Here is a 14952-nt window from a genome sequence, read left to right as displayed (position 1 = left end):
GGGCATAGATATGCGCATAGATTCACATCCGATTTTAAGATTTGAGGAACAAGAAGACATTGAATTTATTTTTGAAGGCAAAAAAGTTGTTGGTAAAATGGGAGATACCATCGCTTCTGCATTAGTTAATCTAGGAATCAATGTTTTTAGTTTAAGCATTAAACTAAAAAGACCTAGAGGCTTTTACTGTGCAATAGGGAATTGTTCATCATGCAAGATGATTGTTGATGGAAAACCTAATGTAAAAACTTGTATGACAAAACTTAAGGCTGGCATGGTTATTGAAAGACAAGCTGATAAGGGGGTCTATAAATGATTTATACAGATGTTTTAATCATTGGTGGAGGACCTTCAGGACTTTGTGCTGCAAATATGCTGCTTGAGAGCAATTTAAAAGTGGTTATCGTTGATAGAGGGTTATCGTTAGGTGGACAACTCGTTAAACAAACACATAAGTTTTTTGGATCAAAACAGCAATATGCGAAAACTAGAGGTTTTGATATTGCAAAAATCTTAATAGATAAAGTTATCAATCATCCTAATCTAATAGTTTATAATCAAGCGTCTTTATTAGGTTTATATCAAGATAAAGTTGCGACCATTTTACATAATGATACTTATATAAAAATCAAAAGTAAAGCAGTAATCGTTGCAACTGGTGCAAGTGAAAAGTTCTTAGCTTTTGAAAATAATGATCTTCCTGGTATTTATGGAGCTGGAGCTGTCCAAACATTAATGAATCAATTTGGGGTATTACCAGCAAAAGAAGTTGTAATGATTGGTTCAGGTAATATTGGACTTATTGTAAGTTATCAACTTATCCAAGCGGGTGTAAAAGTTAAAGCTGTTATTGAAGCATCATCTAAAATTGGTGGTTATAAAGTTCATGCCTCTAAATTAAGAAGATTAGGTGTTCCAATATATACAAATAAGACGATAAAAAGAGCAATTGGTAATGGATCAGTCCAAGGATGTGAAATTATTTCATTAGACGAAAAATTTCAAGAAATCATAGATACTTCAGAAATTATAAAAACTGATGCTATATGCATCTCTATAGGTCTCGCACCTGGTTATCAAATATTAGATATGGTTGGGGCAAAAACTGCTTATATTGCTGAATTAGGTGGAATGATTCCTTTAGTAAATGAAAAACATATGACAAGTGTTGATGGTATTTTTTCATGTGGAGACAATATAGGTATAGAAGAAGCTTCTTCAGCAATGATGGAAGGTTATTTAACAGGACTATATGTTTCTAGCTATTTGGATCAAAAACATCCATCATATGAACAAAAAGTTGAAGGCTATGAAAATGAGCTAACTATATTAAGAGGTGGACCTTTTGGTGTAAAAACACGCAAAGGTTTAGATAAAATGAAGGAGCTGATGACAGATGCTAGATAAAACTGGAGTACCCACAAAAGATTTAATTTTATCTAAATTTTTTGATGAAAAAACGCTCTTTAAACCTAAAGCAATCATCGAATGTTATGAAGAAATCCCGTGTAATCCTTGTAGTACAAGTTGTCCATTTGATGCAATATATATTGGTCAAAACATAAATGATGTTCCTGTATTAGATGTAGATTTATGTACTGGTTGTGGGATATGTGTGACAAGTTGTCCAGGCCTTGCAATTATGGTTGCACAGATAAAAAATAATAAAGCGATTTTTAAAATAGCCTATGAACTCAATCCTAAACCAAAAGTCGGAGATATTCTTAAAGGTATGAATAGATCAGGAGAAGAGATTTGTAAATGTGAAGTTTTAAAAGTTAAAATGAATAAAAACCAAGATCAAACAGCCTTAATTGAAGTCAGTGTACCTGTAGAATTTTTACATGAATTCATCACAGTGAGGATATAAATATGGAAAAAAAAGATATTATCATGTGCAGATGTGAAGATGTTACTTTAGAGGATTTACATAAAAAAATTGATGAAGGTTATGAAACATTTGAAGATTTAAAAAGACTCCTTAGAATTGGGATGGGGCCTTGTCAAGCCAATACTTGTGGTATACTTATTCAAAAAGAATTAGCTAAATATTTAGATAAAAAAATTGAAAATGTAAAAACACATCACTCGAGACCAATGATTCAAGGTATCTCTTTAGAAAAGATTAATAAGGAGATAAAGAAATGAAAAAGAATATATGTATCATTGGAGCTGGTATAAGTGGTATGAGTATTGCATATCATTTAGCGATTCAAGGAGTTAAAGATATATTAGTCATTGATAAAGGATATTTTACAAATGGTGCAACAGGTCGATGTGGTGCAGGTGTTAGACAACAATGGCAGACCAAAATGAATTGTCTTTTAGCAAAAATGAGTATGGAATTTTTTGAAAAGGCAAATGAAATTTTAGACTATGATGATGACGTTGAGCTTAAACAAGAAGGGTATTTAATTCTTGCTACAACCATTGAAGAAGAAAATCAATTTAAAAAAAATGTTATTCTTCAAAACAGATTGGGTATTCCATCAAAAGTAGTAAATAGAAAAGAAGCATTAGAAATCGTGCCTCATTTAAATCCGGATTCATTTTTAAGTGCTACATTTTGCAAGACAGATGGTCATTTAAATCCATTTAAAATGACTGAAGCGTTTTATAAAGCATGTTTGAGATTAGGTGTTGAATTTCATTTTTTTGAAGAAGTTAAAGATTTAGAAGTTAATGATCATAAAGTTAATAAAGTTATTACAGATAAAGAAATTTATGATGTATCGGTATGCATTAATGCAGCTGGTGGGTATGCATCTGAAATAGGAAAAATGGCGGATATAGATATTCCAGTATTTTCAGAAAATCATGAAATTCTAGCCACTGAACCAGTAGAGCCTATGCAAGGTCCTATGGTGATGAGTTTTTCTAAAAATATTTATTGTCAGCAAGTTCCTCATGGTGCATTTTTGATTGGACGATCTAATTTTAATGCTTTACCTAGTCATGATATGTCAAGTTCTTGGGAATTTTTAGATGAAATGAGTCAAACAGTTTGTGATATCATGCCTAAAATTGGTAAACTGAATATAGTTAGACAATGGGGAGGATCTTATAATATGTCAAAAGATCATCAACCTATTATATCTAAGTCAATAGAATTAGATAATTTTTATATGGCTTGTGGATTTTCTGGACATGGATTTATGCTTGCCCCAATGACTGGACTTTTAATATCAGAATTAGTTTTAGGCCAAAAGCCAGTATTAAATATCGAAACTTTATCAATCAAAAGATTTTTAAATGATAAAAAAATAAATATAGAAAAATCAGTTGTATAAAAAAAGGAGAAAATATTATGTCAATGTACAGTTACAAAACAGAACCACTAACAGATTTCACTTCAGATGCTAATGTAAAAAAATATGAAGATGGGATTAGAACAGTCTATACTTATCTTGGTGAATCTTACGATTTAGTTATTGATGGTAAAAGAGTTAAAACAGATAAAACTTTAAACTCTATTAATCCTTCTAATCATCAAGAAATAGTAGGAACAATCTCTCAAGCATCTATTAAAGAAGCAGATTTAGCAATGAAAGCTGCTTTAGAAGCTTTTGAAACATGGAAGAAAGTTGACCCTAAACTTAGAGCAGATGTTTTATTTAAGTCAGCAGCAATCTTGAGAAAGAGAAAATTTGAATTTTCTGCTTTAATGACAAAAGAAGCTGGTAAACCATGGCCTGAAGCTGACGCAGACGTTGCAGAAGCTATCGATTTTTTAGAGTATTATGGTAGACAAATGCTTGATATGTTAAAAATAGATGATAAGATTTTAAGTAGAAGAAATTTAGAAAGAAATGAGTATAAATATATCCCTCTTGGTGTAGGTGTCGTTATACCCCCATGGAATTTCCCATTAGCGATATTAGTGGGTATGACAAGTGCTGCAGTGGTATCAGGTAATACTGTAATCTTAAAACCAGCAAGTACTACACAAGTTATTGGTTATAAGTTTATTGAAGTATTAGAAGAAGCAGGGCTTCCTAATGGTGTTGTTAATTTCCTTCCTGGTAAAGGTAGTGAAATTGGTGAGTATTTAGTCAAACATCCAAAAACAAGATTTATTTCATTTACAGGTAGTAAAGATGTAGGTGTTGGTATTTACGAAAAAGCAGCAAAATTACAAGAAGGTCAAATTTGGTTAAAACGTGTGATTGCGGAAATGGGTGGTAAAGATGCTATTGTTGTAGATAGTGATGCAAACCTAGATTTAGCAGCTGAATCTATCGTTAAATCAGCATTTGGATTTAGTGGTCAAAAATGTAGTGCATGTTCAAGAGCAATCATTGTAGATGATGTTTATGATCAAGTACTTGATAAAGTCGTTAGATTAACTAGACAAATAAAAGTAGGTAATCCAGAGAAACAAGAACACTTTATGGGTCCAGTAAATGATCATTTAGCATTTAAGAAGATTACCAGTTATTTTGAAATAGGTCAAAAAGAAGGAAGACTTTTAATTGGTGCTGAAGCAAATGATGAAAAAGGTTATTTCATCCAACCAACTATATTTGCAGATTTAAAACCAGATTCAAGACTAATGCAAGAAGAAATCTTTGGACCAGTTCTAGCTATATGCAAGGCTAAAGACTTTGAAGATGCATTAAAGATAGCAAATAATACAGAATATGGATTAACTGGTGCAGTTATATCAAACAATCGTATGCATCTAGAACAAGCTAGACAAGAATTTCATGTAGGTAATCTATATCTAAATAGAAAATGTACTGGAGCAATCGTAGGATATCAACCATTTGGAGGATTTAATTTAAGTGGAACTGATTCTAAAGCAGGTGGGCCAGATTATTTGAGTTTACATATGCAAGGTAAAACAATCTCTGAAACTTTATAACCATTTAAATAAAGCAAAAAAAAAGGAATTCTGCGGAATTCCTTTTTTTTTTAATCACTTATTGTAATGTGGCCTTTGCCTTTTCTTTTTGATTGATACATGAATTGATCACCTTGATCTAATAAACTGTGATAATTTCTATTATCTCCTGTAACTTTAACAATACCTACAGAAGCACTTACACCAATTTTTTTTGTCTTATCATTTAGGTTTTCGATATCATAAATAAGTTTTTCAGCACGCTTAATGATTTCATCTCTTGTATGATTATAAACATATATAAAAAATTCATCACCACCTAATCGGTAGTATATTACATTTTGTTCCCAGTTTGATATGAAATAGTCTGCTAGATCTTTTAAAAACTGGTCACCTTCTTGATGCCCTAATCTATCATTGATTTCTTTAAAACCATCTATATCAAAATAAACACCATATGAGTTTGATTGATTATTGAGCATATCAAGATGTTTTTTAAGAGTTTCTCTAGTAAAAAGTCTGGTCAAAGGGTCTTGATATGTTTTTTTATAGTAAGTGATTTCATCTGGTGTATCATGATATATACGCAAAACTTGACCAAAAACTAGTTTGTCAGTAGAGTTTTTAACTCTATGAAGACCGATATATAACCATATGACATTATTATCGTGTTTAAGTGGTATATAAAAATATAATTCATCTTGAATGGATTTAACTTTAGAAACAAGATCATGTAAAAACGTTTGTTTGCCTTCAACTTCTGCTAAAGCATTATTTAAATAAATATTAGGTATAATATCGTGAGAATATAATGCAGGTTGATCTTTAAAACCTATTTTAGTCACATCTCCATATAATATATTAAACTTCATAGGACTTATGTCTAAGGCAAAGTAAAAACTAATATGCTCTCTTTTTTGCAAAAGCATATCGTTAAAGAAATCAATATTATATTTGTGTTTTAGCTCGGCTACAATCTTTTTATTCATAAATTCACCTTAGGAGTATTCTAACATATTTTAATCATCAATCATAGATGAAAATAATTAAGTATTTATTAATATTATCTTATTTCAGCACTTTTTAATCATAAATTACATGTTATAATATAATAAAACAATAAAAAGTGGTGAGCAAATGAAAAAATATTTAAAAGACTATACTGAACAAGTATATGAAGAGACACAAAAAATTATTGACAAATTTGGTCCAAGACTTGCTGGAGATCAAGCATCATTGGATACAGCAGATCACATATTGGATTCTTTTAAAAAGATAAGTGATCAATCAGAAAAAGAAGATTTTTATATACATCAAGGGGCTTTTTTAGGTTGGATTAAAATTTTAGTTTTTAATTATGCACTAGCAATTATATTTATGTGGCTAAATCTAGCTTTTATATCGGTGATATTATTAGTTTTAAGTTTAGTTATTTTAGTATTACAGTTTTTCTTATATAAACCATTATTAGATATGTTTTATCCAAAAAGAAAAGCAAGTAATGTTATAGGTATCATTGAACCTAAAAAAGAAGTCAAACAACAAATTATCGTTAGTGGACATCATGATAGTGCAAGAATCTTCAATTTTTTAACACATCAACCTAAACTCTATAGTTTTCGTGTGACAGGATCGATTGCTTTGATTATCATCATGGTAGTAGTAAACTTATTAATTTTGATATTTTCTCAATTAGAAGCATTTAATCTATATTTGAGTATATTTTTTACGTTCACTTTTCTTTTAGTTGGTCAAATGTGGTTTTTTGCTTCTAAAAAAGGTACACCAGGTGCTGGAGATAACTTAGTTGCATCAATGGTTGCGATGATGGTAGGAAAGCATTTTAAGGAAGTTGAACATCTAAACCATACAAGAGTTATCATGTTAAGCTTTGATGCCGAAGAAGAGGGTTTAAGAGGTGCTAGAGCTTATGTTAAAAAGCATAAAGAACAATTAAAAGAAATACCTACTTATCTTTTGAATTCTGATTGTCTATATGATGAAAAAGAGTTATTCTTTTTAACTAGTGATTTAAATGATTTTGTTAAGTACGATGAAGATTTTATAGATGAGTTATTAGAAGTATCTGAAGTTGCGGGTAGATTTGTATTTAAACAACCTATTTCATTTTTAACAGGTGGTACTGATGCAGCAGAATTTGCTAAAGAAGGAATTAAAGCAACCACGTTAATCGGGATGCCATGGACAAACGATAATAGAATGAACTCATATCACACTCCTGATGATACATTAGAACATGTTAATTTTAATGTTGTAGTATATGCTTTAGACATCTTTATTTCATATATTAAATATAAGGATAAAGAAGTCGGTATAAAAAAATGAAAGAAATCAAAATAAATTCAAAAAAAGTATACACTTGCTCATTTATGGATGTTTATGAAGATGATGTAAGATTGCCAGATCAAAGAGTTGCTAAACGTAACTATATTAAACACCCTGGTGGTGCAGCGATGCTTGCAATTACTAAAAAGGATAAGGTTATTTTAATTAAACAATATAGATATCCTTTAGATGAAATCATATTTGAGATACCAGCTGGAAAAATGGATGTCAAAAATGAGTCATTTAGAGATTGTGCAATAAGAGAACTTGAAGAAGAAACTGGATATTATTCAAAAGATGTTTCATTTCTTTATCAAGTATATCCATGTGTTGGATACAGTGATGAAAAGATTGAAATCTTTCTTGCTAAAGATGCTTATAAGGTAGAAAAACCTATTGATAAGGATGTTGATGAATTTATTGAAGTATATCTTTTTAGCAAACAAGAAGCCAAAAATTTATTGATAAATAATCAAATAAAGGATGGTAAAACATTAATTGCATTAACAAATTGGATATACACTTAAAAATAGATAGTTAAACACTATTTATTTTTTTTATTAGGGGGTTTATATTTGTCTTATTTTAGCGTATAATAAAATTATGAAAGCGTTTTTATTAAAAACTACATAAGGAGATATGTACTCATGCAAATGACTGCAATTATTAAAGAAAAAAGAGATAAGGGTTGTAAGGTAACAACAGCGATTGTTCCTGAGCAACTAAAACCCAATGAGGTTTTGATTAAAGTACTTGCAACTTCGATTTGTGGAACTGATGTCCACATATACAAGTGGGATAAATGGAGTTCAAAAAGAGTGAATCCACCTAACATTATGGGACACGAATTTTCTGGACAAGTGATTAAGGTAGGAAATGAAGTTACTAAAGTTAAACTAGGGGATATTGTTTCATCAGAAACACATCTAGTTTGTGGTACATGTGAGTTTTGTAAGCGAGGGGAATACCATATATGTGAAAACACTCAAATCATTGGGGTTGACACAGATGGATGTTTTGCAGAATACATTAAAATGCCAGAATTTAATTTGATTGTAAATAACATGGATATCGATCCAGCATATTTATCTATACAAGAACCGCTTGGTAATGCAGTTCATACGATGCTTCATTTTGATATTATCGATAAAACTGTTGCTATCGTTGGATGTGGTCCAATTGGATTAATGGGTGTAAATATTGCTAAAGCTATGAAATCTAAAAAAATTATAGCAATTGAAATTAACCCGTATCGTATTGAACTAGCTAAGAAACTTGGAGCTCATGTAGTTATCAATCCATTAGAAGAAAATGTAGTCGAACGTGTTTTAGAAGAAACAAATGGCAAAGGTGTTGATGTCGTTTGTGAATTCTCTGGAAATAAATCTGCTATCGAAAGTTCATTTAAATATATCAAAGCTGGTGGCAAGATGTCAATGCTTGGCATTACTCCAGATTTAGTAGAATTTGATTTATCAAACGATTTTATTTTCAAGGGTATTACAATGTATGGTGTGATTGGTAGACTTTTATTTGAAACATGGAATCAAGTCACATCTTTAATAAAGAATCATCAATTAGATTTAGATTTAATAATTACACACAGACTTCCATTAAAGGAAGTTGAAAAAGGTATGGAGATTATGATTTCTGGAAATAGTGGGAAAATAGTTTTAATACCGGAAAGTAAGGAGTGATAACATTGTCATTTTTAAAAGCAAATATTGATCAATTAAAAAAAGATGGAGTCTATAGAAAATTACCTATAAATGAAGGCCCATGTGATGCAGAAATTACTTTAAATGGTAAAAGAGTAATCAACTTATCATCAAATAATTATTTAGGATTTGCAAATCATCCAAGACTTAAAAAAGCGGCTAAAGAAGCTATAGATAAATATGGTGTGGGTGCTGGAGCAGTTAGAACAATCGTTGGTAATATGGATATTCATGAACAATTGGATGTAGTGATTGCTGATTTTAAGCATGAAGAAGCTGCACTTGTTTTTCAATCTGGATATAATGTTAATGCTGGTGTTATTCAAGCAATCACAACAGATAAAGATTTAATTATATCTGATGCATTAAATCATGCATCAATCATTGATGGAGTTCGCTTATCAAAAGCAAGTAGAGCTGTATTCAAACATAGCGACATGAAGGATTTAGAACGTATTTTAATAGAAAAAAGAGATCAATATGAACAAGTATTAATTATTACTGATGGTGTATTTTCAATGGATGGCGACATTGCGAATTTACCAGAAATAGTAAGGTTAGCTAAACAATATAAGTGTTTAACTTATGTTGATGATGCACATGGATCTGGGGTCTTAGGAGATAGAGGAAGAGGCACAGTAGATCATTTTAAACTACATGGGCAAGTAGATTTTATTGTAGGTACTTTATCTAAGGCTATCGGTGTTGTAGGTGGTTATGTATGTGGCTCAGCTGAAATGAGAGATTGGCTATTGCATAGAGGAAGACCTTTGTTATTTTCAACTGCAATGATGCCTGCTGCAGCTGCAGCAATTATCGAAGCATTCAATATGCTTGAAACATCAGATGAATATACAGAAAAATTATGGAGCAATGCAAAATATTTTAAAGAAAAATTGGAAAGACTAGGCTTTGATATAGGGCATAGTCAAACACCAATTACACCAATTATAATAGGAAATGAAGCGCTGACTATGGCTTTTTCAGAAAGTTTATTATACAATGGAGTATATGTTTCTGGCATTATTTTCCCAACTGTTCCTATGGGAACAGGAAGAATTAGATGTATGGTATCTGCACTACATACGAAAAAGCAGTTAGATAAAGCAATTGATATCATGGAGAAAACGGCAAAAAAACTACGTGTATTATAGAAAAGAGGCTATCTTATGTTGGAACAACTAAAAAAATACTTTGATAATTTTCATGAAGCAGTTTATATAGTCGATCCTGACAGAAAGATCTTATATTATAATCCGATTGCTGAAAAAATATCAGGCTTTACAAAAGAAGAAATGGAAAATACGCATTGTTATGATAATAAATTAAATCATATAGATGAAGATGGAAAAAAACTTTGTCTTGATGGATGTCCATTACAAAAATCAATAAGAGAAAATGTAGTTACTGATAATTTTGTTTATTTACAACATAAAAAAGGACATAGAATCATCGTTCATGTAAGAGCCATTCCTTTGATTGAAAATGGAAAAGTTATTGGCGCAATTGAAGTATTTACTGATCAAACAAAACGTTCTTTATTATATGAAAATGAAAAGATAAATGCAATCATTAAATACATTGATCCACTAACCGGTCTTTTGAATCGTTTGTTTATGAAATATGAATTACAAACATTTTTAGATAAACGCGAATTACAAGAATGGGGCATTATATTTTTAGATTTAGATAACTTTAAACGGACAAATGATACCTATGGACATCTTATTGGTGATCAGGTCTTAGCATCTGTTTCTAATACGATTCTAAATTTTTTAGAAGAAGATGATTTTGCATTCCGCTTTGGTGGAGATGAACTCATTGTCATGTTTAGTAAAGCAAAAAAATCAACACTTATTAAAAAAGCTAAAGTATTACAAGTTTTGATAAAAGCAACTAAAATTAGAGATATTGATGATGAGAATTTGACAAATACATCTATGGGATTAACTGTTATGAAAAATGGCTCAAATATCATGGATATGATTGATATAGCAGATCAAGCGATGTATGAAGCAAAGCAAGAAGGCAAAAATTTAATTAAATATGTAGAAGCATAATCTTTGTTTTTATGTATTTGGCATGGAGAAAATATGGATCAATATGAGAGATTTGATATTACACAAAAGCCACGTAAGGAAAAGTTTTTTTTAACTCCTGTAGCATGGCTTTTATCTTTTCCAACAGTTTGGAGAAGAAAACTAAAAATAAATAAGGTTGGTATGAAGGGGCTAAAGCCTCCTTATGTTTTAATATGTACGCATCATTCATTTCTAGATTTCAAAGTCACTACGAAAGCAATTTTTCCACATAGAGCCAATTATATTGTAGCAATTGATGGTTTTATAAAAAGAGAATGGTTGTTAAGGAATGTCGGTGCAATCGAGAAACGAAAATTCACTAATGATACAGTTTTATTTAGACATATTAAATACGCATTAGAAAAATTAAATAATATTGTCGCTATATATCCAGAAGCAAGATATTCTTTAATCGGTACATCATCCATTTTGCCTGATTCATTAGGAAAAATGGTTAAGGTGCTTAATAAACCTGTCGTTGTTTTAAATATGCATGGAGACTATTTAACTCAACCGGTATGGAATTTGAAGATGAGAAAAGTTCCTTTAAAAGCAGATATGACTAAGCTCTTTGATCCAGAAGATTTAAAGACACTTTCAATTGATGAGATCAATGCATCAATTCGTAAAGCTATGACTTATGATGAGTATCAGTGGCAAAAGGATAATCATATTAAAATAGATTTCAAAGATAGAGCAAAAAATATTCATAAAATTTTATATCAATGCCCTAGTTGTCATAAGGAACACCAAATGGATTCTGATGAGCATTACATATGGTGTAATGCCTGTGGAAAAACATATGAAATGAGTGTTTATGGAGAACTTAAGGCTCAAAAAGGTGACACTGAGTTTTCACATATTCCTGACTGGTATGAATGGCAAAGAAGTGAAGTAATCAAGCAGTTAAAAAATAAAACATATAGTTTTAGTGATGAAGTAATTGTAGAAGCTCTACCAAATACTAAAGGATATATTAATTTAGGAAATGGTTGGCTGACCCATGATTCAAACGGATTTAGTTTAAAATTAAAAAATGAGACTTACGATATTAATTTAGAAAAAGAACCGTTATCAATGTATGGATGCCATGTGGAATATGATTATATGCATAAAGGTGATTGTGTTGATTTATCAACGTTGCATGATACATTTTATATTTATCCTATGCATAAAAAAAATGTAGTTACTAAAATACAATTAGCTGTAGAAGAGTTATATATTTTAGAAAAAGAAAAGAAAAATTTGACATAAATTAAATCTAAAAGGGGCTATGCCCTTTTTGTTTATATGCTATAATGATTAGTAGAGGGAACTATATGAAAATCAAATGTATTAGATTAGAAGAAATGAAAGATTCTATAATAGAAGATGGTTCTAGATTTAAATATCTTTTACCAGATGAAATTGCAGAAATAGATGATCAAAACAATAGAATAATAAAAGATAAAGACGTTTATGAAAATAGCGAGTTTAGAAAAAAACCAGTTTGTCCTATATTTTATGAGTGTGGTGGATGTGATTTTCTTCATATTGATTATCAACACCAACTTGATATGAAACAAGCTTACGTTCAAAACCTATTTGAAGAACATGGATATTCAAATGTTGTAAATCCTATTATAAAAAGTGATAGACCGCTACATTATCGACATAAGGCTGTTTTATCAGCTAAAACTAATAAACAAAAGCTTAGATTAGGTCTTTATAGAGAACATACTAGAGAAGTATTACCTTTTTTAGGCTGTTTTATTCATGATAGAGATGCCAATAATGTATTAAAGACTATAGAAATATTAATGAATAAATATAAAATTGGTGCATATGATTTAAAATCTAATACTGGTATTTTAAAACATGTATTGATTCGAAAATCCTATGATCGAAATGAAATGATGGTTGTATTTGTAACAAATGGTAATTTACTTCCGAACGCAAAAAAAATAAGTCAAGAGCTTGTTAAAAAACATAGTCAAGTTGTTACAACAGTTCAAAATATTCATTATAAAAGCACACATTTAGTTTTATTAGATGATGAAAAAGTCGTTTACGGTCCAGGATATTTAATAGATAAAATTGATGATTTATCATTTAGACTATCTGCAAAATCATTTTATCAAATCAATCCAGAACAAATGTTTAAACTATATAAAAAAGCTATAGAAATGGCAGATATATCTGATAAAGATGTAGTTTTAGATACATATTCAGGTATAGGCACATTATCTTTGTTGCTATCTAAAGTTGCTAAGAAAGTAATTGCTGTAGAAGTGAATCGTGATGCACATATTGATGCAGTAAACAACAAACGATATAATCAAATATCCAATGTTGATTTTATTTGTGATGATGTTAGTAATACCATCAAAACATTAGATACACATATTGATGTTTTATTTATGGATCCTACAAGAGATGGATCAACAAAAGATTTTTTAGATGCTGTTTTAGAATTGAAACCTAAAAAGATTATCTATATTTCTTGTGAACCAAAAACACAAGTAAGAGATTTGGATTTACTTAAAGAAGTATATGATATTATTGAAATCCAACCTGTAGATATGTTTTCTCAAACTATACATGTTGAAAGTGTAGTTTCACTAGTTATAAAGCAAATATAATAAAGTATATCTAAGAATCATATTTATATATTCAAGAGTATTTAAAGGATGATGGTTATGTTGATAAAAACTGTTTTAATTCAATCAAATCAAAGAGAAAAATATCCTTTTAATTTGCCATTATTTCAAAAGAAAATTGAGCTAGATATTAATCATTCAGTTACTGTTTTAGTTGGTGCTAATGGATCTGGAAAATCTAGTATGCTTAAATTGATCCAATCAAAATTATCATTGGTTAGCATAAAATTGCCAGAAGATGATGATATAGTTGATGTGAATAAGAATGATGTGAAGATAACTCTGGAATTATTGAAACCAAAAGGCTTCTTTTTTGAAAGTGTTAAATTCATTAACTATCTTTCTTATTTAAAAAGAGAAATTGAACACGCACAAAAAGAAATAATAAGAATTGATCAAGAATATAAAGACAAACCTGATTATTCAAAAGCTTTAGCAAAATCTCCATATAATCGTACTCTTTATGAATTAGATAATATGTATGATAAAGATTTAACTGAATCATCTCATGGTGAAGCTTATCTAGATTTCTTTTCATCAAGAATTAGGGATAACCAAATATATCTATTAGATGAACCGGAAACACCTTTATCTACTCAAAATCAGTTAACATTATTAGCAATGATTATGGATGCAACAAAGAGAGGGTGCCAATTTATTATTGCAACGCATTCCCCTATTTTAGCTGCAATACCTGATGCAACAATTTATGAAATTACAGATAATAAATTTGTTAAAGTAGATTATGATGATATAGAAAGTATTAACTTATTAAGACATTTTTTGAATGATAAACAACAATTTTTAAGACATTTCAAAACGGACAAATAATGTTTTATTGATCATAACATACTATGAATAAAATAATGAAAAAAGGATGTTTTTAAAATTATATCTTTTATTACTAGGTATTAAGTGATATAATTTTGATAGAATAAAAATGCTTAAATATTTTTTAACATATGAGACTAAAGGCGTAAGAAAAATGACATCAAAAGAACTTTTCAAAGAGGTTATGAATCAGTTAAATGAGATTGATGATATCACTTATAAAGCAATGATGGGTGGATATCTTTTTTATTATAAAAACAGATTGTTTGGTGGCATCTATTCTCTTGGATTCATGGTTAAAATTACAAAATCTAGTAAAAAATATTTACCATATGCAAAAGTTATGCCTCCTTATCAAGGAGCTAAAGAAAAAATATTAGTTGAAGATATCTCAAAAGGTCAGTTGCTTTGCGATATGATAAAAGAAATGTACAAAGATTTGCCAAATCCAAAAGTAAAAACAACAAAATGATTTTATGCATTAGAAAGGATAA

16 protein-coding genes are annotated in these 14952 nt (G+C 29.8%); 15 read left to right on the top strand and 1 reads right to left on the bottom strand.

Annotated features, from left to right (window positions below):
* Positions 1–10 precede the first annotated feature (10 nt).
* Genes MPAN_RS05900 through pruA form a run of 6 tightly spaced genes read left to right on the top strand, consistent with a single transcriptional unit; the run spans position 11 to position 4864 of the window.
* Positions 11–316 (top strand): (2Fe-2S)-binding protein, encoded by a 306-nt coding sequence (locus MPAN_RS05900; RefSeq protein ID WP_176238905.1) that lies wholly within the window; start codon positions 11–13, stop codon positions 314–316.
* Positions 313–1407 (top strand): NAD(P)/FAD-dependent oxidoreductase, encoded by a 1095-nt coding sequence (locus tag MPAN_RS05895; protein WP_176238906.1) that lies wholly within the window; start codon positions 313–315, stop codon positions 1405–1407. The genes MPAN_RS05900 and MPAN_RS05895 overlap by 4 nt, the downstream gene beginning before the upstream one ends.
* Complete coding sequence (locus tag MPAN_RS05890; RefSeq protein WP_176238907.1) at positions 1397–1870, top strand: 4Fe-4S dicluster domain-containing protein; 474 nt, start codon at positions 1397–1399, stop codon at positions 1868–1870. Before MPAN_RS05895 ends, MPAN_RS05890 begins: the two co-directional genes overlap by 11 nt.
* A 2-nt stretch (positions 1871–1872) precedes the next feature.
* On the top strand, positions 1873–2148 hold the full coding sequence (locus tag MPAN_RS05885) for a (2Fe-2S)-binding protein (RefSeq protein WP_176238908.1): 276 nt from the start codon (positions 1873–1875) through the stop codon (positions 2146–2148).
* Entirely contained in the window at positions 2145–3290 is a 1146-nt protein-coding gene (locus MPAN_RS05880) for an NAD(P)/FAD-dependent oxidoreductase (RefSeq protein ID WP_176238909.1), read from the top strand. The genes MPAN_RS05885 and MPAN_RS05880 overlap by 4 nt, the downstream gene beginning before the upstream one ends.
* A gap of 23 nt (positions 3291–3313) precedes the next feature.
* The gene (pruA, locus tag MPAN_RS05875) at positions 3314–4864 is read left to right on the top strand and encodes an L-glutamate gamma-semialdehyde dehydrogenase (protein ID WP_176238981.1); all 1551 of its coding nucleotides are present in this window, start codon (positions 3314–3316) and stop codon (positions 4862–4864) included.
* A 50-nt stretch (positions 4865–4914) separates the two neighbouring features.
* Here pruA and MPAN_RS05870 read toward each other — a convergent pair whose 3' ends face one another.
* Positions 4915–5832, bottom strand: coding sequence for a GGDEF domain-containing protein (locus MPAN_RS05870; RefSeq protein ID WP_176238910.1), 918 nt, complete (start codon positions 5830–5832; stop codon positions 4915–4917).
* Between the two features lie 148 nt (positions 5833–5980).
* On the opposite strand from MPAN_RS05870, the gene MPAN_RS05865 reads away from it, so the two are divergent.
* From MPAN_RS05865 to MPAN_RS05825, 9 genes are all read left to right on the top strand, one after another.
* Positions 5981–7189 carry a M28 family metallopeptidase gene (locus MPAN_RS05865; RefSeq protein ID WP_176238911.1) on the top strand — a complete coding sequence of 403 codons (1209 nt, stop codon included), beginning with the start codon at positions 5981–5983 and terminating at the stop codon, positions 7187–7189.
* Positions 7186–7716 (top strand): NUDIX hydrolase, encoded by a 531-nt coding sequence (locus tag MPAN_RS05860; protein ID WP_176238912.1) that lies wholly within the window; start codon positions 7186–7188, stop codon positions 7714–7716. Before MPAN_RS05865 ends, MPAN_RS05860 begins: the two co-directional genes overlap by 4 nt.
* A 120-nt stretch (positions 7717–7836) precedes the next feature.
* Positions 7837–8886 (top strand): L-threonine 3-dehydrogenase, encoded by a 1050-nt coding sequence (gene tdh, locus MPAN_RS05855; RefSeq protein ID WP_176238913.1) that lies wholly within the window; start codon positions 7837–7839, stop codon positions 8884–8886.
* A 5-nt stretch (positions 8887–8891) separates the two neighbouring features.
* A complete protein-coding gene (locus MPAN_RS05850) occupies positions 8892–10061 on the top strand; it encodes a glycine C-acetyltransferase (protein ID WP_231756746.1) in 1170 nt (389 codons plus the stop codon).
* Between the two features lie 15 nt (positions 10062–10076).
* Positions 10077–10967: a sensor domain-containing diguanylate cyclase gene (locus MPAN_RS05845; protein ID WP_176238915.1), complete on the top strand. Its 891-nt coding sequence runs from the start codon at positions 10077–10079 to the stop codon at positions 10965–10967.
* 33 nt (positions 10968–11000) lie between these two features.
* Entirely contained in the window at positions 11001–12242 is a 1242-nt protein-coding gene (locus MPAN_RS05840) for a lysophospholipid acyltransferase family protein (protein ID WP_231756745.1), read from the top strand.
* 65 nt (positions 12243–12307) lie between these two features.
* A complete protein-coding gene (rlmD, locus tag MPAN_RS05835) occupies positions 12308–13609 on the top strand; it encodes a 23S rRNA (uracil(1939)-C(5))-methyltransferase RlmD (protein ID WP_176238916.1) in 1302 nt (433 codons plus the stop codon).
* 57 nt (positions 13610–13666) lie between these two features.
* Positions 13667–14458, top strand: coding sequence for an AAA family ATPase (locus MPAN_RS05830; protein WP_176238917.1), 792 nt, complete (start codon positions 13667–13669; stop codon positions 14456–14458).
* A gap of 154 nt (positions 14459–14612) precedes the next feature.
* Positions 14613–14930, top strand: a complete 318-nt coding sequence (locus tag MPAN_RS05825; RefSeq protein WP_231756744.1) for a competence protein TfoX — start codon at positions 14613–14615, stop codon at positions 14928–14930.
* Positions 14931–14952 lie beyond the last annotated feature (22 nt).

The sequence above is a fragment of the Mariniplasma anaerobium genome (genome assembly GCF_016865445.1).
Classification (GTDB): Bacteria; Bacillota_I; Bacilli_A; order Acholeplasmatales; family Acholeplasmataceae; genus Mariniplasma; species Mariniplasma anaerobium.
The sequence above is the reverse complement of the archived record's forward strand: the minus strand, read 5'-3'. Positions and strand labels throughout refer to the sequence as shown.